Below are 25,958 nucleotides of genomic sequence, written 5' to 3'. Positions count from 1 at the left end.
TTTTGGAATATTCAAGCATTAAGCTCTTTCTACCTTACCTGAACGCAGGCATCTTGAGCAAGCGTAAATGTGACAAGGAGTGCCGTTTACAACAGCTTTAACTCTCTTTACATTTGGCTTCCAAGTTCTGTTTGTTCTTCTGTGTGAGTGTGATACCTTGATACCAAAAGTAACGCCCTTACCGCAGATCTCGCATTTTGCCATTACGCTGCACCTCCTTTACCCTTAAAAATGCAATACTATTATTCACAATATTTAATATTATAGCATAACTGAAAAGAAATTGCAAGGGCTTTTTGAGATTTTTTTTGAAATTTCCGTAAAATCGCATATATTTATCGTTTTCGATTAAAAATAAAGACAAAATGCCTTGAAATTTCATTGAAAATAGTGTATAATTACACTTGTGATTTGTGTAATTTTGTTTTGAAATGACAGGAGGTCATGAAAATATGGATCCGCAGAAAATTCTTGATTACGGTGCAAAGCTCATCGTAATTTTCATGTGTATACCTATCCATGAGTACGCTCACGCATGGGCGGCAACAAAGCTTGGGGATGATACTCCACGTTATCAGGGTAGACTTTCCCTTAACCCTCTTGCACATCTTGACCCTATTGGTGCATTGTGCATATTCTTCATAGGTTTTGGTTGGGGTAAACCTGTTCAGGTAAACCCTATCAGGTTTAAGAATTACAGGAAGGGCATGGCACTTACGGCAGCCGCAGGTCCTATCTCAAATATCATAATGGGACTTATCGGAATAGTTCTTTATAAGCTTTTCTATGTTCTTTATATAGTGCATTATTCTATAGCTCTTTACTATGTGTCGCTTATATTGTATTACTTTACAGCTATAAACGTGGGACTTGCAGTGTTCAACCTTATACCTATCCCGCCGCTTGACGGTCAGAAGATACTTTCTTACTTTACAAGCAGTAAGGTAGATCGCTTTATGGCGCAGTATCAGAACTATATCGCTATTGCATTTATGATACTTGTTGTAACAGGCGTTCTTGATACGCCTATAGGTTGGTTGCAAAATGGTATGTTCTGGATAATGGATAAGCTTACGTTCTGGGTTGACCCTATACTAAAAGCGATATTTTTGAAATAAAACTGTTCATGAAAGGAAAAACGTAAATGAGTGCTGCTCAGTTCAAGCTGGATATGTTTGAAGGACCGCTTGACTTGCTTCTTCACCTTATCAGCAAGCACAAACTGAATATTTACGATATTGAGATATCTTTGCTCCTTGAACAGTATATGGACTATATCAATGATCTTGACCACGAGGATTATGAGGATGCCGCTGATTTTCTTGAAATGGCGGCACGCCTTATATACATAAAGACCTGTTCGCTTTTGCCTCATGACGAGGAGTCAAAAGAGCTTAAAAAAGAGCTTGAAGGCAGGATCATCGAGTATTCTCTGTGCAAACAGGCTGCACAGACTCTCCGTGAAGTTTACGTTGGTGACCTTGTTTTTATAAGGACGGCGATAAAACTTCCTGTAAACAAGACCTATACCCGTGAGCATGACCCTCAGTGCCTTTATGACGCTTATATGGGCATATCAAAGAAAGCCCGTGAGAGCGTTCCGCTGAAAGCGAAGATGTTCGAGCCGATAGTTTCACATAAGATAGTATCGGTCACATCAAAGATAATCCATGTCCTTAAAAGACTATATAAGCATGGTGAATGCGATATGGGCGACCTTTATGACGGCATGACGGAGAAAAGCGAGAAAGTCGCTACTTTTCTCGCTATATTGGAGCTTACAAAGTCTGGCAGGATATTTCTCAATGACGATAATTCAAAGATTTTTTTCAACAAGGCTTCAAAGAACGAAAAAGTCGAATCCGACTTCGATAAGCCCGTTGTTGTCGAAAGCGAAACGACAGAAGCTGTCCCCGAGCCTGAGCCTATAGAAAATATACTTGACGATGAGCCTGCAGATGAGATAGAAGAAGTTGCTGATGTTGACTCAGAGCGTGAAGAAGCTTCTCAGTCAAAGCGGTATATATCTGCAAAATCCGAGCGCATATCAGGTGAAGTCATTGCGGCGTATGCTCCTGTGAAGTCAGCTGAGGAGGTCATGGCAGAAATGGAGCAGATATCTGAAAAGATAGACAGTGTTGATGTATATACCGAGCCTGTTATGGCAAAGCCTGATGAAGCCGCTATGGAGGAAATTAAGCTCTTGGAACAGCTTGCGGATATCACCCCTGACACAGTGTTCAAGCCTAATTACTGGGCAAAAAGAAGATATTATTGGGGATATGCACCTGTTGGCGATGACGGAGGCAATAATTACTGGTGCTACGGATAAAATAAGAAAAGGGATAATCTATGGAACATTCAAATATACAGGCAGCCGTCGAGGCTGTGCTTTTTGCAAGCGGAGAGCCTGTGGAGAGCGAGAAGCTATGCGAGGCAGTTGGTATCGTCAAAGATCAGCTTGAGGAAGCTCTTGGCTCTTTGGCAGATAAATACAGCAAGGCTGAAAGCGGAATTACGATTCTGAGCCTTAATGGGTCATATCAGCTTGCCACAAAAGAAGAGCTTGCGACATTCATTAAGGCGGCTTTGGAGATAAAGAAAAACTCTGTTCTTAGCCCTGCGGCAATGGAGGCGCTGACAATAGTCGCATACAATCAGCCTGTAACAAAGGGCTTTGTGGAGCACGTCAGGGGAGTTGACTCCTCGGGAGTTGTAAATTCTCTTGTGGATAAGGGTTTGCTTGCAGAAGCTGGCAGACTTGACCTGCCTGGCAGACCTATTGCATACAAGACGACGGACAATTTTCTCCGTTGTTTTAGGCTGTCAAGCCTGGACGATCTGCCGCCTATCCCTGATAAGCAGGAGCAGATAACCATTGACGAGATAACAAAAGAGAATGATACGGAAGAATAAAGTATGACCGTGAGGGGAGATGATAACGATAATTGTTTTATGGATACTGCTTGGTATTATAGCGGTTATTGTTATCCTGCTGCATTTTTCCATTACGGCACAGATAGATCTGAATAAAAAAGGCTTTGATCTTAAAGTACGGTATATGTTTTTTGACATTTATCCACGAAAGCCTAAGAAGAAAAAACAGAAAAGATCAAAAAAAGCTGAACTGCCTGAGGATAGTTTTGATGATTTTGAGGAGTTTGAGGACAATATTGAAGAAAGCTTACCTGTCCCACAGACTGATGATACGCCTGATAAAACAGGAGAAGTGTCCGAGCAAATCGTTGAAGCTAAGCCTGAAAATATAGCAAAGAATGAAGCAGATGAAAATGTCAGCGTGTCTGAGGTAGAGGATAAGCAGGAAGATATCTCTGATATTGATACTGATACCAAAGTTGAAGCTGGTGCAGAGGACAAACCCGAGGAAATAACTGTGAAGCATGAGAAAAAGGGCTTTGCCGGAAAGCTTTTTCATAAAAAGGATAAGGGTGAAAAGAAGCCGGTTTCTAAGTCTAAAGGTAAGAAAAAAAGCAAGTTCTATGAGCTGAAAGCGCAGTATAAAAAGGTGAAGCCTTATATTCCAATGGGTTGGAAATATTTTAAAAAGCTTCTGAAAGCTATACGCTTTACAGACACAAGGATAGTTCTTGACGTTGGAAAAGAGGACGCTTACGAAGCGGCTATGCTATACGGCAAGGTGCAGGCAGGGCTTTTCAATACCATTGCAATACTTGCGGGTGTTTTTACAGTAAAGCTTAAAAAAGCTGATGTGAACTGCATTTTTGATGAAAAAAAGTTCGGATATGACGTTCATACTTTAGTCAGGGTAAGACCAAGCACTTTGATAGCAATAGGGTTTTGCACGGGCGTTAATTTTCTTAAAATATATCTTTCAGGCAGACATAAGAAAAAGCGTGCTGCCAAGCGTCGCAATAAAGAGCTTGCGGCTAAGAAGAATGAAGTTAAAGCAATAAATTGAAATACGAAAGGTTGAGAAAAATGAGCGAAAGTACAAAGATCGAGGGACTTGTTAAAACTGCAATGGACAAGGTCCGTGAAATGGCAGACTGCGAAACTGTTGTGGGCAAGCCAATCGTTACCGCAGATGGTACTACTATAATCCCGGTTTCAAAGATATCGGTTGGCTTTGCGTCGGGTGGCTCCGACTTGCCAACAAAAAGCACAAAGGAAACGTTCGGCGGTGGCTCAGGCGGAGGAGTAACTATCCAGCCTATCGCTTTTATCGCTGTTTACAAGGGCGAAGCAAAGCTTTTACAGCTTTCAATGAATGCGACAAAGGAAAACGCTATCATAAATATGGTACCTGAGGTAATAGATAAGATAACAGATTTTCTTGGCAAAAAGTCTGACGACGAGAACGAAGACGAGGAATAATTTTACTGAATTTTAAAAGTGTAAGTGAGCAAACTAATCCTTGAAATTGATTTTAAGGGTGTGGTTTGTTTGAAATGCGTGGCGGTATTTATTTGTACGGTCATGATGATGTGCTTTTGCTGTATGAATGTCAGTGCTGACGATCTCAGTGAGATATCCGCAAAGAGTGCTATAGTTATAGACGGTGAAACAGGTGATGTGCTGTTTGAAAAAAACGCTTATGAAAGGCGTCCGATGGCAAGCACTACCAAAATAATGTCTGTGCTTCTTGTGCTTGAAAGTGGTGAAGATCTTGACAAGCAGTTCGTGGTAGACAGCGAAGCTATAAAGGTCGAAGGCTCGTCCATGGGTCTTCAAGATGGTGACAAAGTCACTCTGCGCGATCTATGCTGTGGCATGCTTCTTCCAAGCGGAAATGACGCTGCAAATGCTGCTGCGGTAAGAGTGGCAGGAAGTATCGGCAAGTTCGTTCAGCTTATGAACAAAAAGGCTGAACAATTGGGGCTTAATGATACTCATTTTGTAACGCCGTCAGGGCTTGATGATGATACAGATGAGCATTATTCCACTGCAGCGGATATGGCAAAGCTTGCGGCGGAAGCAATGAAAAATGAAGATTTCAGGGCTATATGCCACCTTGAAAAGGTTGAGTTGTGCTATGGAAACCCACCGTATGACCGCTGGCTAATTAACTCAAACAAGCTTTTAAAAAGCTGTGAGGGTATTGTGGGCGTAAAAACGGGGTTTACAGACAAGGCGAGGAGATGTCTTGTTTCAGCCTGTGACAGAAAGAATAAAGAGCTTATATGCGTTACCTTGAATGCTCCTGACGATTGGAATGATCACTCAAAGCTCTATGATCATTGCTTTGATTTTGTATCAAAACAAAAGCTTCCGCTGGATAAAAGCAGTTTTGGTGTTGCAGTTGTTGGCGGAGTGAGCGACAGTGTGAAATGTAAGGTAGGACATGCAAGTGCTGTCCTTTTGAATGGCAGGGCTTACAAAGTCAAGACAAAGATATATCTGCCAAGGTTTGTTTATGCGCCTGTGAAAAGTGGAGATAAAATAGGGCTGGCATTGTTTTACTACAATGATGTGGAAATAGCCCGAACTGATATCACGGCGGTGGAAGATGTGATGCTTGCAGAGCCTGAAAAGCCAGATATATTCCACTATTATCTAGATAAGCTGAAAAAATTGTTTGCATAACGGCTCAAAGTGAGCCGTACATAAATAAGGAGAAAATATGGAAAAGATTCGTATACAGAAAATAATGTCTGACAGTGGTGTTTGTTCAAGAAGAAAGGCAGAGGAGTATATCTCAGAGGGAAGGGTAAAGGTCAATGGCAGACCTTGCAAGCTTGGCGACAAGGCTTTGGCAGGCAAGGATATAATCACCCTTGATGGGGAAAAAATATATGTTGCCAAGAAAAGACAGCTTTATTATATCATGCTCCACAAGCCAAGAGGATATGTTACTACAATGAGCGATGAGCTTGATAGAAAGTGCGTAACCGAGCTTCTAACAAAAGTGCCTGAAAGAGTTTATCCTATTGGCAGACTTGACAAAAACTCAGAGGGTCTGTTACTTTTCACAAACGACGGAAATTTTGCCAATGATATCATGCACCCTTCAAGGCATGTTGCTAAGACTTATCGTGTTACAGTAAGACCTGACATAAACGATGAGCAGCTCATAAAGCTTGCTTCAGGAGTTGAAATAGACGGCAAAATGACGCAGGAGTGTTCAGTTGTTGTGCTCGACAAACAGCCTGGCAGGGTTGTGCTTCAAATGACTATCCATGAGGGTAGGAACCGTCAGATAAGAAAAATGTGCGAAGCTGTGGGACTTGAAGTCGCAAGACTAAAGCGCACTGCCATCGGTCCGATTAAACTTGGTATGCTAAAACCAGGTGAGTATAGAGAGCTTAAACCTGACGAGCTAAGGGCTTTAAGAAATGCTATCACCAAGAAATAACACTCACAGAGGGTCTCTTTATGTCAGGAGACCCTTTGCTATTGTGCAAAATGCTTAATAATATGCGTGTATCGATATTGATTATGCTACTAAACGTAAAATATGCGGAAATAGGTCAATTTACTCTTGTAAATTTGGCGAAAAAATAGTATAATATTAAGTGTATAAATATGATAAAATCCAGTAGTTTTGCGTTATTTTATCACAAAAATTATTTGAATGGAGGAAACTGTATGTCTGATTCAATTTCTACTCTTGCAGAGCTTAAAGCTGCGTCACAGACTCCTACTGCTGCAAGAAACAGGCTGACATATTTGTTTGACGAAGGAAAATTTACAGAGCTTGACGCTTATGCTGCTGCGGGTGACTCCCTTGCTGGAGTTATTACTGCTTTTGGCTATGTTGAGGGTAATCCTGTATATGCTTTTTCTCAGGACGTGACTGTTAAGGACGGTGCTTTGACAGAGGCACAGGCAAAGAAAATAGCAAAGGTTTATGACCTTGCTGCTAAGACAGGAGTTCCTGTTGTCGGAATATTCGATTCTTATGGTGCTGACGTAAGCGACGGTTCAAAGGCTCTCAATGCTTATGGTGAACTGCTTATGTGGACTTCTAACCTTTCAGGTGTTGTTCCTCAGATAGCTGTTGTCGCTGGCACTTGTGCAGGCTGTGCAGCAATGCTCGCTGAGTCTGCTGACTTCACTGTTATCGCTAAGGACGCTGAGCTTTATGTTGCACCAAATGCAAACATAAAGAACTCTGCTGAAAATGCTGCTGAAAACGGCACTGCTGCTGTTGTTTGTGAGGACGATAAGGCTGCTGTTGAGGCTGCAAAGAATATACTTACAAAACTTCCACAGAACAACCTTTCACCAGTACCAATGTATGAATTTGCTGATCCAAATGAGGCTGTTGGTGATGACGCTGATGGCATTGCAAAGGCTGTTTGCGATGGCGACAGTGTAACTGAGCTTAATGCTGAGTATGGCAAGGCTTCTTATACAGCACTTGCAACACTTGGCGGTGCTACAGTCGGCGTTGTTGCTACTAACAAGACAGGCGACAAGCTTACGTCTGCTGATTGCTCAAAGATCGCAAGATTTGTAAGAACTTGTGACGCTTATGCTATCCCTGTTGTAACTTTTGTTGATACTGAGGGATTCAAAGCTGATGATGAAACAGAAGCTTACGGCGCTGTTAAGGATATGGCAAAGCTTTGCCACGCTTACGCTGAGGCTACTACTATTAAACTTGCTGTTGTTACAGGTAAGGCTTATGGTCCTGCATTTATTGCACTTGCTGGTAAGGGTTCAAATGCTGATCTGTCATTTGCTCTTGATACAGCAGTTATCTCTGCACTTGCTCCTGTTACTGCTGTTGAATTCCTCCAGCATGATGAGCTGAAGGGTGCTGCTGATCTTACTGCTGCAAGAAACACTCTTGCTGATAAGTTTGCTAAGGAAAATGCATCTTCCGCTGTTGCTGCAAAGAACGGCTGTGTTGACGGCATAATCGCTAAGAACGAGATCAGACAGACACTTATGGATTCTATCGAGGTAATGGCTGGAAAGAGAATTTCCAGACTGCCTAAGAAACACAGCAATATTCAGTTGTGATAAACATATCAAATTAAAAAGATTGGTGGTTTTTTAAGATGAAAAGATATAATATTACAGTAAACGGAAAAGCTTATGACGTTGCAGTTGAAGAAGTTGGCGGAAGCACCGCTGCTGCTCCTGTAGCCGCTGCCCCTGTTGCAGCCGCTCCTGCTGCTCCAGCTCCAGCCGCAGCACCTGTTGCAGATGGCACAAAGGTAACAGCTCCAATGCCTGGTACTATCCTTGACATCAAGGTAGCTGTAGGTGATACTGTTAAGTCTGGTCAGGCTATTTGCGTATTGGAAGCTATGAAAATGGAAAATGACGTTAACGCTCCTTGCGACGGTAAGGTACTGAGCGTTAATACAACTAAGGGCTCTGCTGTTGAGACTGGTGCAGTTCTTGCTGTTATCGGCTAATAACATTCCTGAAAAATAACGAAAGGATCGATTTAAAATGGCAAAGCTTAAAATAACTGAAACTGTCCTCCGTGACGCTCATCAGTCACTTCTCGCTACAAGAATGTCAATGGACGATATGCGTGAGATACTCCCTGAAATCGACAAGATCGGTTTTTATTCTGCTGAGTGTTGGGGCGGTGCTACATTTGACTCATGTATCAGGTTTTTAAATGAAGATCCATGGGAAAGACTTCGTATACTTAGAAAAGAAATGCCTAACACAAAGCTCCAGATGCTTTTCAGAGGTCAGAATATGCTTGGCTACCGTCACTATGCTGATGACCTTGTTGAGTATTTTGTACAGAAGTCTATTGCAAATGGTATTGATATCATCAGAATTTTTGACGCACTGAACGATATCAGAAACCTTGAAACAGCTATCAAGGCTGCTAAGAAGGAAAATGGTCACGCTCAGGTTGCTATCTCGTACACACTTGGCGAGGTATTTACTCATGAGTATTACATGAACTATGCAAAGCAGATCGAGAATGCAGGTGCAGATTCTATCTGTATCAAGGATATGGCGGCTCTTCTGACTCCATATGAGGCTGAAACACTTGTTAAGGACCTCAAGTCAGCAGTTAAGATCCCGATCCAGCTGCATACTCACTACACATCAGGTCTTGCTTCCATGTGTATCCTTAAGGCTGTTGAGGCTGGTGTTGACGGCGTTGATACAGCAATGTCACCACTTGCTCTTGGTACATCTCATGCGCCAACTGAGTCTATCGTTGCCACATTCAAGGGCACTGAGTATGACACAGGTCTTGACCTTGTTAAGCTCAACGTGATAAGAGATTACTTCATGAAACTCAGAAAGAAGTACATCGACAACGGTCTGCTTGACCCATCAATGCTCGCTACAAATACAAACGCACTTCTGTATCAGGTTCCTGGCGGAATGCTTTCAAACCTCCTTTCACAGCTGAAACAGGCTGGCAAGGCAGATCAGCTTGATGATGTTCTTAAGGAAGTTCCAAAGGTTCGTAAGGACGCAGGTTACCCACCACTGGTTACACCTACATCACAGATCGTTGGTACACAGGCTGTGTTCAACGTAATCATGGGCGAGAGATACAAGACAGTTACTAAGGAGTTCAAGGGACTTGTTAAGGGCGAGTATGGTAAGACACCAGTTGCTATCGACCCAGAGTTCCAGAAGAAGATTCTTGGCGACGAAGAGCCTATCACTTGCCGTCCTGCTGACCTTCTCCAGCCAGAGTTTGAAACAATGAAGAAAGAGGCTGCTGAGTGGACAGAGCAGGAGGAAGATATCCTCACATATGCAATGTTCCCTAAGGTTGCACCTAAGTTCTTCAAGGACAGACGTGATAGAAAATACGGCGTTGACGGTAAGCACTCAGACGCTGAAAATAAGGTTCACCCAGTTTAATAACAATTATCCCACAGTTTCGGCTGTGGGATTTTTTTGTCTGTGGCTCTTGAAAAATCTGTACATTTGTGCTATAATTAATATACATTTTTTCGGGAGGACGCCAAGATGAACAAAAAGGAAATAAATGAAATTAAGAAGAATTTCAGCGATGACTGCGGCTTTTTCACCGTGAACCACGTTGTTACGGCATTTGTGGACGCTGAAAAGAACATAAAGTGCAAGACCAATCAGCTTTACAACACTATTCCGCAGGACGAGGCGGAGCTGATAATGATAAACCTGAAAAAGGTACTCAGCGGCTCTATAGGCAAAAATCTGCTGGAATATTCGTTTCCGAAGGACGCATATCTTGAGGGTGGCGCACAGCCTTTCATGTATGAAACATTGCAAAGCAAGCTTGTTGACGAAGAAAAGGTTGATAATTTTCTCAACGCCATAGTTGAAAAGGTTGAATATGTGTCAACATATACCATTTTCATGGCACATTGTACATATTCTGTGCTGAAAAAGAACAAAATGGACGAGTTTGAGGACGAAGCTGACACTGATTATAACTTTATTGTGACAGCTCTTTGCCCTGTAAATCTGCGTATTGACGGGCTTGTGTATGATGAACAGGACAACTCTATCGCTAAGAAAGAGTCATGCGACAGAATTGTTGAACTGCCAAGTGACGGCTTCCTGTTCCCTCTTTTCAATGACCGTGCACCAGATATCAACGGCGTGCTTTACTACACGAAAAACGCAAAAAAGCCGAACACTTCCGTTGTGGAAGAGCTTTTGGGCTGCGAGTTCTCAATGACCTGTCAGAACGAAAAGGAAACTTTCAAGGATATTCTCACAAGTGTTGTGGGTGATGAGCTTGATTATGACCTTATCACTATTGTGAATGACAAGATTTCCACATTTGTTGACCAAAATGCTCATGAAACTGAGATACCGACAATTGACGAACATAAACTTTCGTCCATTCTGTGGGAAGCTGGAGTTAGTCAGGATAAGCTTGATAATCTTCCTAAAGTTTTTGACGCTGCGGCTGGCGGAAAGCCACTCACAGCGGTAAACCTTGTGGAGAAAAGGACCGTAGTTTCTGCTCCAAGCATAACCGTAAATATCGGCAAGGACGCAGTTGACAAGGTAAAAACTCAGATAGTCGATGGCAGAAAATGCCTTATAATCAATCTTGATGACCCTGAGATAGAGGTCAACGGACTTGAAACTACAATAAAATAGGCATAAAAAAAGGCAGCTCCACGCTGCCTTTTCTTTATATAAGCTCGCCAAACGAGAACTTGCCGTTTTCCAGTATCAGATAGCTGTGTGCTGAATTTTCTTTCGGTATGGAAACAGAACCGGGGTTTATATAGGTGTAATCGCCGCAGTCTTTAATAACAGGTACATGGGTGTGACCGTGGAGCAGAATATCGCCCTTAGACAGCGGTGGCAGATTGTCGCAGTTGAATTTGTGACCATGTGTGGCGAATATCCTCAGTCCGTCACAGCATATATAAGCATATTCCGCCATAACAGGGAAGTCAAGCACCATTTGATCGACTTCTGTGTCACAATTACCACGCACGCACAGAAGCTTGTCTTTTAGCGGATTGAGCATGGCTATCACCTGCTTTGGTGCATATTCCTTTGGAAGGTCGTTTCTTGGTCCGTGATAGAGGATATCACCCAAAAGAATTAGTTTTTCTGCGCCGTTTTGCTCAAAGGCTTCAAGCATTTTTTTGCACCAGTAAGCCGAACCATGAATGTCTGACGCTATCATAAGTTTCATATTTTACACTCCTTTATTTAATGATCTCAGATGCAAGCTTGTGCAAAGATACATACTCTGGCTTTATTTTGTTATATATATCGCAGCCTTTTTCCTTTTTGAACTCTTTTACCATTCTGATATAAAGCTGCTGTTTTGTTGTGGCGTCAATGACTGCTTCTCTTATAAGCGCCAGTTCGTCTTTGTTGCATTTGCCGTCGAGTAGCTCATCAAGTTTTACGGATAGTACATCATGGTAAACAACCTTTTCAGCTTTCTGAGCCGTCATCGGTTTATCTTCATCAGCGGTGGATGTATTTTCGGATTCCTGTAATCCTTTAAGTCGCAGATATCTTGGTCTGAGAAGCTTGTAAAAATCTGTAGCCTGCTTTTTATATACCTTTGCAAGAGAGTTGTGAAGCTCTTCTTTTGTGTTAGACTCAGCTATAAGTTTGCTGATCTCTTCTATTTGCTCTTCACTGCAAATGTTTGCAAGTATGCTTTGGAGATCGTTGTTTTTTTGTGCGGTACACTTTTTTCTACCCTTTTTCACTTTGACGATAGTTTCAACAACAGGATCACTTTCTACTTCGACATTATCAGGTGCACAGGCTTCTGGTTCTTCTTCGACCTCTTCTGTATTACCATTCATATTTTCGTTTAGTGTAACAGAATAATCTATAGCCGCAGACTCAGGATTTGGCTCATCAGCTTCGTCAAGAGTTATCTCTGACTCTGTCTGAATTTCTGCTGTTTCTTGTATTTCCTCTTCTTTTTCGACTATATGTTTAGTCGATTCCTCATCTTCATTGTTTTCGGTTGGATTAACCTTATGATTAGCAAAATTAATAGCGGTTTGTATTGTCCTAGTTCTGTAGACCATAGCATTTGGGCTGTCAACATACTTACCGTGCCAGAAATCATGAAGAAAGTCAAAACCTCTGTCATTGCTGATAACAAAAATATTCGTATAAGTATCCTTGGCTACCAGATAACCCAGAAGTGTTGAAAGCTGAAAATCCAGGGCATTTTTGCCACCAACGTTTACCTTGAAGTATTCAATATCAGCCTTTGATGTAAGAACTTTCTGGTGCATTTCGAAGTTAATGGTATCGGAATTTTCACTGTAAAAAATTATGACGGTATCAGTTTCAGTTAAATTGTCTATGCCTTGAAGTCCTTTGGATTTGACATTTTCAAAGTCTACCAAATAAATTTTCATGTTGATCTATCCTTTCTTTTTGTGTCGTATAAGTGTCGTAGCAGCAATAATCACAATTAGTCCCCCTGCCGCAGTTGCTGTCATAAGTATGGCATTTTTGCCTTTTTCATCGTTCTTGCTGCTGTCAGGAACGATCTCCTCATAGGTATAAGTTTTTGTCCTTAACACCTTGTCTATACAAGAAGCAATAAGTGCATGACCTTTTTTATTAGGGTGTATATCAAAGTCATTTATGTTGGTCAGTTCCTTTCCGTGACCGCTGAATTCACTAAAAACATCTGCCACTATGTATCTCTCATTTTCATTTTCGTCAGTGGAGTGTTCTTTGATAATGTTGTTAAGTTTTGAAATTTTATCCTTTGATATACTCTGGAAAACAGCAGCCGCAGTGAAATTATCAAGCGGGTCATATAGTGTCTGAACGATTATTTCGCCCTTACTTTTAGCTTCAACAGCGTTAATTATATCATCTAGAGTGCTCGTAAAATTTTTCAGCGCCTTATCCATATCATCAGACATATCCTTCATATCCATTGCAATGCCAATAATATCCTTGGTTTTATCCATCAAATCAGACATTGTGCTTTTAGAAGTAATGCCCAGATCATTCATCAAAAAATCTATGAAAAGACCAAGAATATCATTGCCACCTATGGATATAATAACAGCGTCGCTGTCTGCAAGGTCAGCGTCAAATTCGCCTGAATTAATGCGGTCAAGAAGCTGTTGTGAAGTGTCGCCCACAACAGCAGAGTTCACAAGCTTACAGCCGCCAGCGTCTTTAAGCTCAGCGTCATACTGGTCGTGAAGAAGATTTGCATAAGACGCACAAGAATATCTGTTTTCACTGTAGCCTTCCAGACCATAGCCAGCGGCGATTGAATCCCCAAGCACAAGTATATTAGGCGGAACATTTACTTCATGCTTTATAACTTCAGCGTTACAGGCAAGAGGTGTGGCACATGCCATAACGGCTGCCGTGAAAAAAGCCGTTAATTGTTTTAACATCTTATCATCTCCTATATGAGTATATTAACCTTATTATATAATATATTGTACCACATTCAGGACAATTGTACAACATATTTTTTGAAATTTCTTGACTTTTTTAGCGTGTTGTGATAATATATAATAAAAGAATATGAAATCAGTTTGGAAAGCGAGATTTATTATGACTGACTATTATTACCCTGTCCTCAGCGATGAAACGAGCCTGCCTTTGTATGTGCTTGGAATCGGTGCGAGAGATAGAGAATTTCATTTTGTAAGAGAAGATGGCTATCCTAATCATCAGATAATATACTGCACTCGTGGTCAGGGTCACATTATATTTGATGGTCATGAGTATGATATAAAGCCGGGGGACGCATTTTATCTGCCGCCTTCTGTGCCGCATGAGTATTATCCTGTTGGTGATATATGGGAAACCCACTGGATAACCTTTGAGGGCAGGGAAGCAATTGAAATTCTCAAGCATATCAAGCTTGAGAAAGCTAAAGTGTTTCACATAAATGATATCAATGCTGTTGATGCCATATTTAAGAAGATACTTTACCTTATGAAGACTAATTACTACTACTGTGGTCACCAGTGTTCGGCATATCTATATCAGTTTCTTATTGAGCTGCACAGAGTCGTAAACCTACAAAATGGTAGTCAGGACGGACAAAAACTCAATCAGCTGCAGCCTGTAATTGATTATATTGATAAGAATTTCAGAAAAGAACTTACACTTGTGGAGCTTGCTGATCTTATTGACCTTTCACCGCAGTATCTTTGCAGACTTTTCAAGGAGTGTCTTAGTCTAAGACCTTTTGAGTATCTAGCAAGAAAGCGTATACAGCAGGCAAAGCTGCTTTTATTGGAGGATAAGCTTAACATCAATGAAATCGCTGCGGAGGTAGGTTATAACGATTGCAGTTATTTTTGTGCGGTGTTCAAAAAGCATGAAATGCTTTCCCCAGCAGAATTTCGTTCTCTTCATAAAAAAGCAGGTAATTAAAAACATGATGCCCCACGGAAATGGATTCCGTGGGGCTTTTTTTATAATATAGTTCCGCCTCCGATAACGTATTCGCCGTCATAGAAAACCACTGCCTGTCCCTTTGAGATAGCTTTATGAGGTTCTTTAAAAGTCACGAGTACCTTGCCATCATTCATTGGTGAAACTGTACATTCAGCGTCCTTTTGATGATAACGTGTCTGAGCAGTGCAGGTTATAGGCTCTGTGAGGGCGTCAAACGGAATAAAGTTCACATCTCCTGCCACAAGGCTGTCACTGTATACTTCATCAGCCTTGCCCATAATAAGCCTGTTATGCTCCATATCTTTTGTAACAACGAAAAGCGGTTCGCTATATGAAATGCCTACGCCCTTTCGCTGTCCAATAGTATAGTGTATCAGACCTTTGTGTTTACCAAGCTTTGTGCCGTCAGAAAGAACGATATCTCCCGACTGCTGTTCACCGCAGCGTTTTGTGATAAAGCCTGCGTAATCACCGTCAGGGATAAAACAGATGTCCTGAGAGTCAGGCTTGTCTGCATTTATAAGCTTGTTTTCTTCTGCGATATTACGGATCTTGTCCTTGTGCATCTCGCCAACGGGGAAGAGAGTGTGAGCAAGCTGTTCCTGCGTCATGCTGTAAAGCACATAACTTTGATCCTTTGACCTGTCAGGTGAACGTTTCAGAAGCCACCTGCCTGAATTTCCGTCATATTCTTTGGCAGCGTAATGCCCTGTAGCTATATGGTCAAAGCCCAGCAGCTTTGCACGCTCATAGAATTTTGCGAATTTCAGATGTTTGTTGCACTCGATACACGGATTAGGCGTGCCGCCTGCCAGATATGTATCAACAAAATTGTCTATAACATAGTGCTTAAAATCATCAGAAAAATTGAATACATGGAAATCAATGCCTAGTTTAAAAGCAACAAAACGTGCGTCCTCTACATCATTGAGAGAACAGCACGTTCTTGTTTTATCCAGACCGATGTCCTCATTGCTGTAGAGCCGCATGGTAGCCCCTGCCACGTCATAACCCTCATCAAGAAGGAGCTTGACCGAAACAGAGCTGTCAACGCCGCCACTCATTGCCACAAGAACTTTATCAGCCATTGCAGTTCTCACAATCAGGAGCAGACTGCTTACCTACGAACGGAGTTGGATCGATACCCTGTCTTTTATAGTAGTCAGAAACAGCGGCTTTCATTGCTTCCTCAGCAAGAACAGAGCAGTGGAGCTTTGCTGGCGGCAGACCGTCAAGAGCCTCAACAACTGCCTTGTTTGTAAGTTTCAAAGCGTCCTCAAGCTTTTTGCCCTTTATCATTTCTGTAGCGATAGAAGATGTGGCAACAGCTGCACCGCAGCCGAAGGTCTTGAACTTAACGTCAGTTATAACGCCGTCATTGACCTTAATGTACATTTTCATAATATCTCCGCACTTTGCGTTGCCTACCTCACCAACGCCGTCAGCGTCCTCTATCTCGCCGACATTTCTCGGATGTGCGAAATGATCCATTACCTTTTCGCTGTATATCATTTTTTATTCCTCCTAGTCAAGTGTATAGTCGTGAATATTTTCAGTTCTGCAAATTCTTTCCCAAAGCGGTGACATACTTCTCAGGTGCTTTACGATAGGCGGAAGAACCTCAAGAATGTAATCAACGTCTTCCTCGGTGTTCTCGTCATTGATAGAAAGTCTGAGTGAACCGTGTGCTACCTCGTGAGGCAGACCAAGTGCAAGAAGAACGTGTGAAGGGTCAAGTGAACCGCTTGTGCAGGCTGAACCTGATGATGCGGCAACTCCCTGAAGGTCAAGTGAAAGCAGCAGGCTCTCGCCCTCTACTCCACGAACAGATATGTTTACGTTTCCTGCAAGTCTGTGTTCGATATCACCATTTAGCCTTGACTCAGGAATCTTGAGCAGACCCTCGATAAGTCTGTCTCTCATCTTTCTGACACGCTCGTTCTTTGCAGGGATATCCTTTACGGCGTCAGTGATAGCAACGCCGAGAGCAACGATAGAAGGCACGTTCTCAGTACCTGCACGCTTGTTTCTCTCCTGTGCTCCGCCGTAGATAAGGTTAGGCAGATTGATGCCTGTCTTTACATAAAGTGCACCAACGCCCTTAGGAGCGTGGAGTTTATGTCCTGAAAGTGAAAGCATATCAATGTTCATATCTTTTACATTGATATCCACGTTTCCAACAGCCTGAACAGCGTCAGTGTGGAACCATACGCCATGCTTGTGACATACTTCACCTATCTCAGCTATTGGCTGGAGAGTGCCTATCTCGTTGTTTGCTGTCATTATAGTAACAAGGCAGGTATCCTCACGGATAGCGTCCTCAACCTGCTGTGCGGTAACAAGACCCTTGTCACCTACAGGAAGATAAGTTACTTCAAAGCCAAGCTTTTCAAGATACTGACAAGTATGCAGTACAGCATGATGCTCAAAAGCAGTTGTGATGATATGCTTTTTGCCTTTCTTTTCGCCCAGCTGTGCACAGCCTCTTATAGCCCAGTTGTCAGACTCAGAGCCGCCAGCAGTGAAATAGATCTCGTTGACCTTCGCACCAAGAGCGTTTGCGACCTGTTCTCTTGCTTTAAGAACGGCTTTTGCACATTCCATTCCCAAAGAATATATACTTGACGGATTTCCGTATAGCTCAGTGAAATAAGGCAGAGCGGCGTCAAGAGCTTTCTGAGATACTCTAGTCGTAGCTGAGTTATCTGCATAGACAAATCTCTTTTCCAATTAAATCATACCTTTCATATATAGATTTCTATTTTATTATATACTAAATTACTACAAAATGCAATAGTTTTCCCTAACTTAATAAAAAATTAATATTTATTTAATTCTATTTATACTGTTTAGAGCCCATTACTGCAAGTTCGTCGCAACGTTCGTTTTCCGGATGTCCTGCATGGCCTTTTACCCAGTTGAAATTGACCTTATGCACCTCCAGCAGATCAAGAAGCTTTTCCCACAGATCACTGTTTAGAGCCTTTTTCTTGTCCGATTTCACCCAGTTGTTTGCACGCCATTTTTTTGCCCAGCCTTTTGTAACAGCGTCGATTATATACTTTGAGTCGCTGTAAAGCTCTACCTCACATGGCTCTTTCAGTGCTGAAAGAGCAGTGATAACAGCGGTTAGCTCCATGCGGTTATTGGTAGTTGAAGGGTCGCCGCCCCAAAGTTCTTTTGATGTGCCTTTGTATCTTAGTATAACACCATATCCACCCGGTCCAGGATTTCCAGAGCAAGCACCGTCAGTGAAAATTTCTATTTTCTTCATTTATTTATCTCCGTTTTTGTGATGATTATTATGCAAAACATATTATACTACATTTCTCTCGTTTTTTCAAGTACCCCACAAGGTTTAATATTTTAATATTTATCACTTTTGAAATGTTCAAATTATACAAATGACTTGAATGTCTTTGTATAATTTGAGAATTGACTTAAAGGACATTAAGCTTTATAATTGTAGTGTAACATTGGTTGTTAAGACAGAAAATCATTTGATTTGGAGGTCAATTATTTTATGAAGATCAAGAAGATTCTTGCATTGGCAGTAGCGCTTACATCTGTTTTTGCAGTTGCAGGTTGCGGCTCCACAGGCGACAGCAGTTCAAAGGTATCAACAGTAAAGAAAGTTAAGGTCGAGGATACACAGGAGATAGAGGCTATCCCTGACGACGCTCAGAAAACTATCCGTTGGATGGGTACATATGACCTTAATCCTAACGAGAAAAAGGGCGAGGATAAGTCCGTTGAGATGACCCTTTTCAACAACAAAGGTGGTAAAGTAGAGTACACAAGAGTAACTGATAGCGAAAAATTTGACCAGCTCGCCAGTGCTATCATGGCTCAGCAGAATGTGCCTGATATCTTCAAGTATGAGTGGATGGCTTTCCCTGCACAGGTGCTTAAGGATATGTATCAGCCTGTTGACGATATTGTGAACTTTGACGATCCGCTGTGGGCTGATGTGAAAACAACTGCTGACAAGTTCGTTATGGGCGGCAAGCATTATGTTGCTCCTATAAGCTTCACAGTCGGCACACTTATGATGTATGATCAGGACGTTATCGACGCTGAGGGTCTTGATGATCCATATGAGCTATATCAGAATGGTGAGTGGAATTGGGATAACTGGTATGACATGATGTCGGAGTTTGTTTCAAATGCTCCTGCTGATGTTGAGAGATTTGGTATCAATGGTTGGTTCCAGACACAGGTCATTCAGCAGACCGGTAAAACAATGGTAAACTATGACGGAGAGAAGTTCACAAACAATATAAATGACCCTGATATCGAAAGGGCAGAAGATCTGCTTTATCAGGTAGGTAAGAACAACCTTGTAAACGGAAACTGGCTTGGCAATGCAAAGCAGGCACTTAAAGACGGCAATCTGCTGTTCTACTGCATGGGTACATGGGCTATGACAGGAAATAACGGACCTTCTGACGCTGACACTTGGAGAGTGGTCCCTGTTCCGTCTGATCCTAACACTGATGAAAAGTACATGACATCTGATATGACGGCATATATGTGGGTAAGAGGTTCAACAGCTAAAGAGGCTGTAAAGTGTTGGTATGAGTGCTGCAGAATGGCTAACACAGATGAAACATATAAGGAAAACGGCAAGGAGAAATTCCTCAACGCTAACCCTAACTGGACAGAGGATATGTATCAGGTGATCGTTGACTGCTCATCTTCTGAATACAATCAGGTGTTTGACTACGGCTACGGAATTTCTTCCACAATGTCTGACGACAATGCAAACGAAGACGGCAACTGCGTAACAAGAAAGCTTTATGAATACACAAATAAGGCTGACGAAAACGGCAAACAGTTCTCATGGACAGAGCTGAGAGAATCATACTCCGCAACTGTTGACGCTGAGCTTAAGACTATCAATGATGCTGTTGTTGCATTCAATAAGAAAAATTCATAAGAATACTTTACAAGACTTCGATTTTATCGGGGTCTTGTTTTTGCATAAAAATATGGCTCTGAGAGATACATTTCTCAGAGCCATATTTTTTATGTTTAGTTGTCCATTCCCTCACGAACGGATTTGATAAACTTGCCAACATATTCAGGAGCGTCTTTGCCGTGTTCCTCAACTATCTTGACAACAGCACTTCCCATGATAACGCCGTCAGCGTACTGGGACATTTTCTTTGCCTGCTCAGGATTTGAAATTCCGAAACCAATACAGCAAGGACAGTGATCGTTGTTTCGGATAGGTGCAAGCAGCTCGTTAAAGTCTGTTGTTATCTCAGAACGCATACCAGTAACGCCCAGTGAAGATACAACATACAAAAAGCCCTTTGATTTTTCAGCTATCATTTTTACACGCTCGTGTGAAGTTGGTGCTACGAGGAAGATAGTGTAGATACCATTTTTCTCAGCTTCGCTCTGAAGCTCTTCACGTTCTTCAAAAGGCATATCTGGAACGATAACGCCGTCTATCTGAGTTTCTTTGCAAAGCTCAAAGAATTTCGCTGTTCCGTACTTGAATATAGTGTTTATATACATCATCAGAAGCATAGGCTTGTCAGTCTGTGTGCGGAGTTTTCTCACAAGGTCAAATATCTTGTCAAGATTCGTTCCGCCGCTCAGTGAACGCAGAGAAGCTTTCTGTATAGTCGCACCTTCTGCGATAGGGTCTGAGAATGGCACGCCTATCTCGATAATGTCAGAGCCGTTCTTGTACATTTCAAGAACGCACTTTTCTGTTGTATCCATGTCAGGGTCGCCTGCTGTGATAAATGTCACAAGCGCCTTTTTGTTTTCTGCTTTGAGTTTTTCAAAACAAGCGTCTATCTTATTCTTCATTAAGGTCTACCTCCCTGTATCTTGCTATTGAGTATACGTCCTTGTCGCCTCTGCCTGAAAGGTTGATGACAAGTATTGAGTCCTTATCCATTGTAGGAGCGATCTTAAGCGCAGCGGCAACTGCGTGTGATGACTCGATAGCAGGGATTATACCCTCTGTTCTTGAAAGGTACTCAAAAGCACAAACCGCTTCTTCATCGGTTATGTCAACATACTGCGCTCTGCCGATAGAGTTGAGATATGCGTGCTCAGGTCCGATACCTGGGTAGTCAAGACCTGCGGAAATTGAGTAAACAGGGTCGATCTGACCATATTCGTTCTGCAAGAAAAGCGATTTCATGCCGTGGAATATACCAAGTGAACCTTTTGCAACTGTAGCCGCATGGTCAGGTGTGTCAATGCCTCTGCCTGCTGCTTCTGCACCAACAAGCTTGACTGACTTGTCTTCAATAAAGTTGTAGAATGCACCCATAGCATTTGAGCCGCCGCCTACGCAGGCAACAACGCAATCAGGAAGCCTGCCCTCTTTTTCCATAAGTTGAGATTTTATTTCGGCACTGATAACTTTCTGAAAATCTCTAACCATTGTAGGGTAAGGGTGAGGTCCCATTACAGAGCCTATGCAGTAGAAAGTTGTGTCGATATTTGATACCCAATCTCTGAAAGCTTCATTGATAGCGTCTTTCAGCGTAGCAGTACCGCTTGCAACGCCTGTTACCTTTGCACCAAGAAGATTCATTCTGTAAACGTTAAGGGACTGTCTTTTCATATCTGTCTCGCCCATGTAGACCTCACATTCCAGACCCATAAGAGCGCAAACTGTAGCGGTAGCAACACCGTGCTGACCTGCACCGGTTTCGGCGATTATGCGCTTCTTGCCCATTTTCTTTGCCAGAAGTATCTGACCCAAAACGTTGTTTATCTTGTGTGAGCCTGTGTGGTTAAGATCCTCACGTTTGATGTATATTTTAGCTCCGCCAAGATCTTTGGTCATCTTTTCTGCATAATAAAGCATTGACGGTCTGCCTGCATAATTGTGGTAAAGCTCTTTAAGCTCTTTGTTGAACTCAGGATCGTCCTTGTATTTATCGTAAGCTTTTTCAAGCTCGTGAACAGCAGTCATGACAGTTTCAGGAATATATTGTCCGCCAAATTCGCCAAATCGTCCAATTTTACTCATTTATATCCTTCTTTCGGTATTATTTCTGATAGTTTCAACTATCCTTTTTATCTTGTTTTCGTCCTTGAAGCCATCGGTTTCCACTGAACTTGAAAAGTCAACGCCATAAGGTTGTACCTTTTCCATAGCAGAGCAGATGTTATCCTCGTTCAGTCCACCTGCAAGGAAAAACGGCTTTGATATGTTTACCTGTGAAAATATATCAAGGTCAACACGCTTGCCAGTCCCACCGTAATTGCCTGCTGAAAAGCTGTCTATAAGCAGTTTGTGGACGGGAAGTGCGTCAGCTTTTGCAATATCATCAGCATATTTCACACGAACGGCTTTCCATATCTCACAGTCGCAGTTTTCACGGAGCTTATCAATATACTCTGCGTTTTCCTCACCATGAAGCTGAATAACATCAAGCTTCTGTGCAAAGCTTTTCAGAATATTCTCTATAGGCTCGTTTACAAAAACGCCCACTCGTTTGATTTCCTTATTAAGAAGAAGTTCAAGATCGTAGAATGTGTCAATGTCTACCGTGCGTTTAAAACCCTCCGACAGTATAAAGCCTGCATAATCAGGATGGTATGTGTTCACATAAAGAATATCGTCCACACGGCGCATACCACATATCTTGATTTTTGTCATTTATACGCCCTCTCTCAGTTCATGGAGAGTTGTACCGATATTGCCGCTTCTCATAAGCGTTTCACCTATAAGCACAGCGTCCGCACCAAGGCTGCGTACCTTTTTCATATCGGCATTTGTTTTTATACCGCTCTCTGAAACAAGCACTGCATGGTCGCCTACTATATTGCTGAGCCTGCCCGTAGTTTCAAGGTCAACGTCAAAGGTGTAAAGATTTCTGTTGTTTATGCCAAGCATATCAGGCTTAAAACAAAGCGTCTTTTTATACTCGTCCTCGTTGTGCACCTCTACAAGACATTCAAGGTCAAGCTCGTGTGCAATGTCAGAATATTCTTTCATTTGACCCTCGCTGAGTATTGCCGAAATAAGCAGCACTGCATCAGCACCTAAGGCTCTTGCCTCGTAGAGCTGATATTCGTCGATAACGAAGTCCTTGCGTAGTATCGGCAGATTCACAGCCGCTCTAATTGCTTTGAGATATTCCCCGGAGCCTTGAAAATAATGTTCCTCAGTAAGACAGGATATTGCATTCGCACCGTTTTTCTCATACTCGCAGGCGGTTTTCACAGGGTCAAAATCAGGGCAGATAAGTCCCTTTGACGGAGAAGCTTTCTTGACCTCGCTTATGACTGAAAGGGTATCACGCTTGATGGATTTTGAAAAGGAAACTGTCTGATACTCTTTTTCGGCTGCCATGTATTTGATATCTTGTCTTGATATTATTGATATATCTTTTTCAAGCTGTTCTTTTCTTTTGTCGCAGATATTGTCTAGTATCATTATTTATCCTCTGTTAGTAAGTTCAACAAGTTCTTCAAGCTTTTTAAGAGCCTTTCCGCTGTCTATCATTTCAGCTGCAGTCTTTACGCCCTCTTCGATGCTGTCGCATTTGCCGCAGATATAAAGTGCACAGCCTGAGTTGAGAAGAACAATATCTCTCTTTGCACCCTTGATTGAGCCCTCAAGTATACCTCTTGTGATAGCTGCGTTGCCCTTTCCGTCCTCGCCAACGATGTCAGCAAGCTTTCCTCTTTTCAGACCGAAGTCCTCAGGCTTTATCTCATACTTGATAAGCTTTCCGCCGTTTATCTCGCAGATAGTTGTTGGAGCTGAGATAGAAACTTCGTCAAGTCTGTCGTTGCCGTAAACGAGCATTGCTCTCTTTATGCCAAGATTCATAAGCACCTTAGCCATTGGTTCGAGTAGATCAGGATCATATGTGCCGAGTATCATGAAGTCTGCTTTTGCAGGATTTGCGAGAGGTCCGAGAATGTTGAAAACAGTTCTTACACCTATCTGCGCTCTTGTAGGTCCTACAAATCTCATTGCTGAGTGATATGACTGTGCAAACAGGAATGAAAGACCGATCTCGTCAAGGGACTTTTCAGCCTGCTCATGTGTTGACTGAATTTTAACTCCAAGAGCCTCGAGAACATCAGCCGCACCGCTTTTTGAAGAAACGCTTCTGTTGCCGTGTTTTGCGACTTTCTGTCCTGCTGCCGCAATTACAAATGAAGAGGTTGTGGAAATGTTGAAGCTGTTTGAAAGATCTCCGCCTGTGCCAACTATATCAAGAGTACCCTTGACATTGACCTTTGACATTTTTTCTCTCATTACCTTTGCAAAGCCTGTTATCTCGTCAATAGTCTCACCTTTCATTCTCAGAGCTGTGAGCAGGCAGGCGATCTGAGCATTAGAAGCTCTGTCGCTCATGATGATATCCATTGCTTTATAAGCTTCGTCCTCAGTGAGTGACTTTCCATCGCATACTATTTTGAGATACTTTTTAAGCTCAACTCTTTCGCTGTCAGGAAGAGCGGCGGACTTTGTTTTTGTGGTCTTTATGCCAGCGATATCGTTCAGGAAGTTTTCGATTATCATGTTTCCAACTTCGCCAGTGAGAACTGACTCTGGGTGGAACTGAACGCCGTAGGTCGGGTGTTCTCTGTGTCTTATTGCCATTATCTGAGCTTTATCGTCAGTTGCAATAACAGACAGGCAGGTAGGAAGTGAAATGCTGTCAACAACAAGTGAGTGATATCTTGCGGCTTTTATTGTGCTTTTCAGACCGCTGAAAAGTGGGTTTGCAGTGTTAAGATTGATATCTGTCTGCTTGCCGTGAAGCTGCTGCTTTGCGTGAACTATCTTTCCACCGAATGCTTCGGCTATCGCCTGGTGTCCTAGACAAACGCCAAGTATAGGGATCCTGCCACTGAATGTCTTTATGACCTCTTCGGAAATTCCTGCGTCCTTTGGATAACCAGGACCAGGGGAGATGATGATAGCCGCAGGTGACATTTTTTCGATCTCTTCTATGGTTATCTCATCATTTCTTGCTACTGTTATGTCTTTTGTGAGTACGCCTACAGCCTGATAAAGATTGTAGGTAAAGCTGTCATAGTTGTCAATAAGTAAAATCATAGTAATCTTCCTTTACAGTACAAACTTATCAATGAAAGTTTTGTCGTTGAAGTAGTTTATGCCGATAGCATTCCTTATTTCTGAAACAGTTTCGTTTGAAACCTCTATTGCACGTTGTGTGCCTTTTTTAAGTATCTCTATGAGCTGCTCTTTGTCTTTCTCATATTCCTCACGTCTTGCTCTGATAGGTGCGAGAAATTCCTGCATAACGTTGTTAAGGAACTTCTTACATTTCATATCGCCAAGGCCGCCACGCTCATAATGTTCTTTCATCTCTGCGAGGTTCTTATAGTCAGGGAAGTATTTAGCAAAATCTTCGTCCTTGCTGAATGCGTCAAGATAGATAAATACCGGATTGCCCTCTGTGTGACCAGGGTCGCTTACATTGATGTGTGTAGGGTCAGTGTACATTGACATTATCTTGTTTTTCAGCGTCTTTTCATCATCTTTAAGATAAATGCAGTTGCCAAGAGATTTGCTCATCTTTGTGTTGCCGTCTGTACCAACAAGTCTGTTGCAGCTTGCGTTGTCTGGGAGAACAGCCTCAGGCTCAACAAGTATATCGCACTTATAAATTCTGTTGAAGCTGTTTACTATCTCTCTTGCCTGTTCAAGCATTGGAAGCTGATCTTCTCCAACAGGAACATACTTAGCCTTGAATGCTGTGATGTCTGCTGCCTGGCTGATAGGATATGTCATAAAGCCAACAGGAAGGTTTCTTTCAAAGTTTCTCATTTTTATCTCAGACTTGATAGTAGGGTTTCTTTCAAGTCTTGACATTGTAACGAGGTTTGAATAGTACATTGGAAGCTCATAAAGTGCTGGGATATGTGACTGAACGAAGAATGTTGTCTTGTCAGGTTCAAGCCCTACCGCAAGATAGTCAAGCATTACCTCAAGAATGTTTTGTCTTATCTTCTCCGGATTGTCAGCGTTATCTGTAAGTGCCTGAAGATCGGCTATCATAACGAACTGATCAAATTTTCCTGTGTTTTGAAGTTCAACTCTTTTTCTGAGAGAACCTACATAATGACCTAGGTGAAGCGATCCGGTTGGTCTATCGCCTGTAAGAATAATATTATTGTTCATGTTATTAACT

Annotated in this window: 27 protein-coding genes; 13 read left to right on the top strand and 14 right to left on the bottom strand. The window is 42.2% G+C overall.

Annotation, left to right across the window (positions count from 1 at the left end; translation table 11 throughout):
* Positions 1-18 precede the first annotated feature (18 nt).
* A complete protein-coding gene (gene rpmB, locus DW938_RS06530; protein ID WP_022288401.1) occupies positions 19-204 on the bottom strand; it encodes a 50S ribosomal protein L28 in 186 nt (61 codons plus the stop codon).
* Between the two features lie 248 nt (positions 205-452).
* On the opposite strand from rpmB, the gene DW938_RS06525 reads away from it, so the two are divergent.
* The 11 genes from DW938_RS06525 (at position 453) to DW938_RS06475 (ending at position 11,022) form a co-directional block, all read left to right on the top strand.
* Positions 453-1,118 carry a site-2 protease family protein gene (locus tag DW938_RS06525; RefSeq protein WP_038671741.1) on the top strand — a complete coding sequence of 222 codons (666 nt, stop codon included), beginning with the start codon at positions 453-455 and terminating at the stop codon, positions 1,116-1,118.
* 26 nt (positions 1,119-1,144) lie between these two features.
* Positions 1,145-2,332, top strand: a complete 1,188-nt coding sequence (locus DW938_RS06520; RefSeq protein WP_118124263.1) for a segregation/condensation protein A — start codon at positions 1,145-1,147, stop codon at positions 2,330-2,332.
* A 20-nt stretch (positions 2,333-2,352) separates the two neighbouring features.
* A complete protein-coding gene (gene scpB / locus DW938_RS06515) occupies positions 2,353-2,916 on the top strand; it encodes an SMC-Scp complex subunit ScpB (RefSeq protein WP_118124262.1) in 564 nt (187 codons plus the stop codon).
* Between the two features lie 19 nt (positions 2,917-2,935).
* Positions 2,936-3,940 (top strand): hypothetical protein, encoded by a 1,005-nt coding sequence (locus tag DW938_RS06510; RefSeq protein WP_118124261.1) that lies wholly within the window; start codon positions 2,936-2,938, stop codon positions 3,938-3,940.
* A gap of 20 nt (positions 3,941-3,960) precedes the next feature.
* On the top strand, positions 3,961-4,356 hold the full coding sequence (gene ytfJ, locus DW938_RS06505; protein ID WP_117927375.1) for a GerW family sporulation protein: 396 nt from the start codon (positions 3,961-3,963) through the stop codon (positions 4,354-4,356).
* Between the two features lie 24 nt (positions 4,357-4,380).
* Positions 4,381-5,565, top strand: coding sequence for a D-alanyl-D-alanine carboxypeptidase family protein (locus DW938_RS06500; RefSeq protein ID WP_242992419.1), 1,185 nt, complete (start codon positions 4,381-4,383; stop codon positions 5,563-5,565).
* Between the two features lie 37 nt (positions 5,566-5,602).
* The gene (locus DW938_RS06495) at positions 5,603-6,334 is read left to right on the top strand and encodes a pseudouridine synthase (RefSeq protein WP_117897423.1); all 732 of its coding nucleotides are present in this window, start codon (positions 5,603-5,605) and stop codon (positions 6,332-6,334) included.
* A gap of 233 nt (positions 6,335-6,567) precedes the next feature.
* Entirely contained in the window at positions 6,568-7,950 is a 1,383-nt protein-coding gene (locus tag DW938_RS06490) for a carboxyl transferase domain-containing protein (RefSeq protein ID WP_118124259.1), read from the top strand.
* A gap of 38 nt (positions 7,951-7,988) precedes the next feature.
* Complete coding sequence (locus DW938_RS06485) at positions 7,989-8,351, top strand: biotin/lipoyl-containing protein (RefSeq protein ID WP_117923454.1); 363 nt, start codon at positions 7,989-7,991, stop codon at positions 8,349-8,351.
* Between the two features lie 37 nt (positions 8,352-8,388).
* Positions 8,389-9,786, top strand: a complete 1,398-nt coding sequence (locus DW938_RS06480) for an oxaloacetate decarboxylase subunit alpha (protein WP_022288411.1) — start codon at positions 8,389-8,391, stop codon at positions 9,784-9,786.
* A 108-nt stretch (positions 9,787-9,894) separates the two neighbouring features.
* Positions 9,895-11,022, top strand: a complete 1,128-nt coding sequence (locus DW938_RS06475; protein ID WP_118124258.1) for a DUF4317 domain-containing protein — start codon at positions 9,895-9,897, stop codon at positions 11,020-11,022.
* A 34-nt stretch (positions 11,023-11,056) separates the two neighbouring features.
* On the opposite strand, the gene yfcE is transcribed toward DW938_RS06475, so the two are convergent.
* From yfcE to DW938_RS06460, 3 genes are read right to left on the bottom strand one after another with little or no spacing between them, the layout of a single operon-like run.
* Complete coding sequence (gene yfcE, locus DW938_RS06470) at positions 11,057-11,572, bottom strand: phosphodiesterase (protein ID WP_118124257.1); 516 nt, start codon at positions 11,570-11,572, stop codon at positions 11,057-11,059.
* A gap of 13 nt (positions 11,573-11,585) precedes the next feature.
* Positions 11,586-12,773, bottom strand: a complete 1,188-nt coding sequence (locus DW938_RS06465) for a PIN domain-containing protein (protein ID WP_118124256.1) — start codon at positions 12,771-12,773, stop codon at positions 11,586-11,588.
* 6 nt (positions 12,774-12,779) lie between these two features.
* Complete coding sequence (locus DW938_RS06460) at positions 12,780-13,781, bottom strand: SGNH/GDSL hydrolase family protein (protein ID WP_118124255.1); 1,002 nt, start codon at positions 13,779-13,781, stop codon at positions 12,780-12,782.
* 163 nt (positions 13,782-13,944) lie between these two features.
* Between DW938_RS06460 and DW938_RS06455 the strand changes: the two genes are divergently transcribed.
* Positions 13,945-14,775 carry an AraC family ligand binding domain-containing protein gene (locus tag DW938_RS06455; RefSeq protein WP_117856409.1) on the top strand — a complete coding sequence of 277 codons (831 nt, stop codon included), beginning with the start codon at positions 13,945-13,947 and terminating at the stop codon, positions 14,773-14,775.
* A 41-nt stretch (positions 14,776-14,816) separates the two neighbouring features.
* Here the strand turns inward: DW938_RS06455 and mnmA are convergent, their stop codons facing one another.
* The 4 genes from mnmA to rnhA all read right to left on the bottom strand — a co-directional run bounded on the left by mnmA (position 14,817) and on the right by rnhA (position 18,073).
* Positions 14,817-15,887, bottom strand: a complete 1,071-nt coding sequence (mnmA, locus tag DW938_RS06450; protein WP_118124254.1) for a tRNA 2-thiouridine(34) synthase MnmA — start codon at positions 15,885-15,887, stop codon at positions 14,817-14,819.
* Positions 15,880-16,311, bottom strand: a complete 432-nt coding sequence (gene nifU / locus DW938_RS06445) for a Fe-S cluster assembly scaffold protein NifU (protein WP_022288418.1) — start codon at positions 16,309-16,311, stop codon at positions 15,880-15,882. Before nifU ends, mnmA begins: the two co-directional genes overlap by 8 nt.
* 12 nt (positions 16,312-16,323) lie before the next feature.
* Complete coding sequence (nifS, locus tag DW938_RS06440) at positions 16,324-17,529, bottom strand: cysteine desulfurase NifS (RefSeq protein WP_118124253.1); 1,206 nt, start codon at positions 17,527-17,529, stop codon at positions 16,324-16,326.
* A 106-nt stretch (positions 17,530-17,635) separates the two neighbouring features.
* A complete protein-coding gene (gene rnhA / locus DW938_RS06435) occupies positions 17,636-18,073 on the bottom strand; it encodes a ribonuclease HI (RefSeq protein ID WP_117927368.1) in 438 nt (145 codons plus the stop codon).
* A 249-nt stretch (positions 18,074-18,322) separates the two neighbouring features.
* Between rnhA and DW938_RS06430 the strand changes: the two genes are divergently transcribed.
* Positions 18,323-19,738 (top strand): extracellular solute-binding protein, encoded by a 1,416-nt coding sequence (locus tag DW938_RS06430; protein WP_118124252.1) that lies wholly within the window; start codon positions 18,323-18,325, stop codon positions 19,736-19,738.
* 95 nt (positions 19,739-19,833) lie between these two features.
* On the opposite strand, the gene trpA is transcribed toward DW938_RS06430, so the two are convergent.
* Genes trpA through trpS form a run of 6 tightly spaced genes read right to left on the bottom strand, consistent with a single transcriptional unit; the run spans position 19,834 to position 25,948 of the window.
* On the bottom strand, positions 19,834-20,625 hold the full coding sequence (gene trpA / locus DW938_RS06425; RefSeq protein WP_118124251.1) for a tryptophan synthase subunit alpha: 792 nt from the start codon (positions 20,623-20,625) through the stop codon (positions 19,834-19,836).
* On the bottom strand, positions 20,615-21,805 hold the full coding sequence (trpB, locus tag DW938_RS06420; protein ID WP_118124250.1) for a tryptophan synthase subunit beta: 1,191 nt from the start codon (positions 21,803-21,805) through the stop codon (positions 20,615-20,617). Before trpB ends, trpA begins: the two co-directional genes overlap by 11 nt.
* On the bottom strand, positions 21,806-22,438 hold the full coding sequence (locus DW938_RS06415) for a phosphoribosylanthranilate isomerase (RefSeq protein WP_118124249.1): 633 nt from the start codon (positions 22,436-22,438) through the stop codon (positions 21,806-21,808).
* Complete coding sequence (gene trpC / locus DW938_RS06410) at positions 22,439-23,218, bottom strand: indole-3-glycerol phosphate synthase TrpC (protein WP_118124248.1); 780 nt, start codon at positions 23,216-23,218, stop codon at positions 22,439-22,441.
* A 3-nt stretch (positions 23,219-23,221) separates the two neighbouring features.
* Complete coding sequence (locus DW938_RS06405) at positions 23,222-24,859, bottom strand: bifunctional anthranilate synthase component II/anthranilate phosphoribosyltransferase (protein WP_118124247.1); 1,638 nt, start codon at positions 24,857-24,859, stop codon at positions 23,222-23,224.
* A 12-nt stretch (positions 24,860-24,871) separates the two neighbouring features.
* Positions 24,872-25,948 carry a tryptophan--tRNA ligase gene (gene trpS / locus DW938_RS06400; protein ID WP_117876089.1) on the bottom strand — a complete coding sequence of 359 codons (1,077 nt, stop codon included), beginning with the start codon at positions 25,946-25,948 and terminating at the stop codon, positions 24,872-24,874.
* Between the last annotated feature and the right edge of the window lie 10 nt (positions 25,949-25,958).

Origin of the sequence: Ruminococcus sp. AM43-6 (genome assembly GCF_003461785.1) — a bacterium.
Classification (GTDB): Bacteria; Bacillota; Clostridia; order Oscillospirales; family Ruminococcaceae; genus Hominimerdicola; species Hominimerdicola aceti.
The sequence above is the reverse complement of the archived record's forward strand: the minus strand, read 5'-3'. Positions and strand labels throughout refer to the sequence as shown.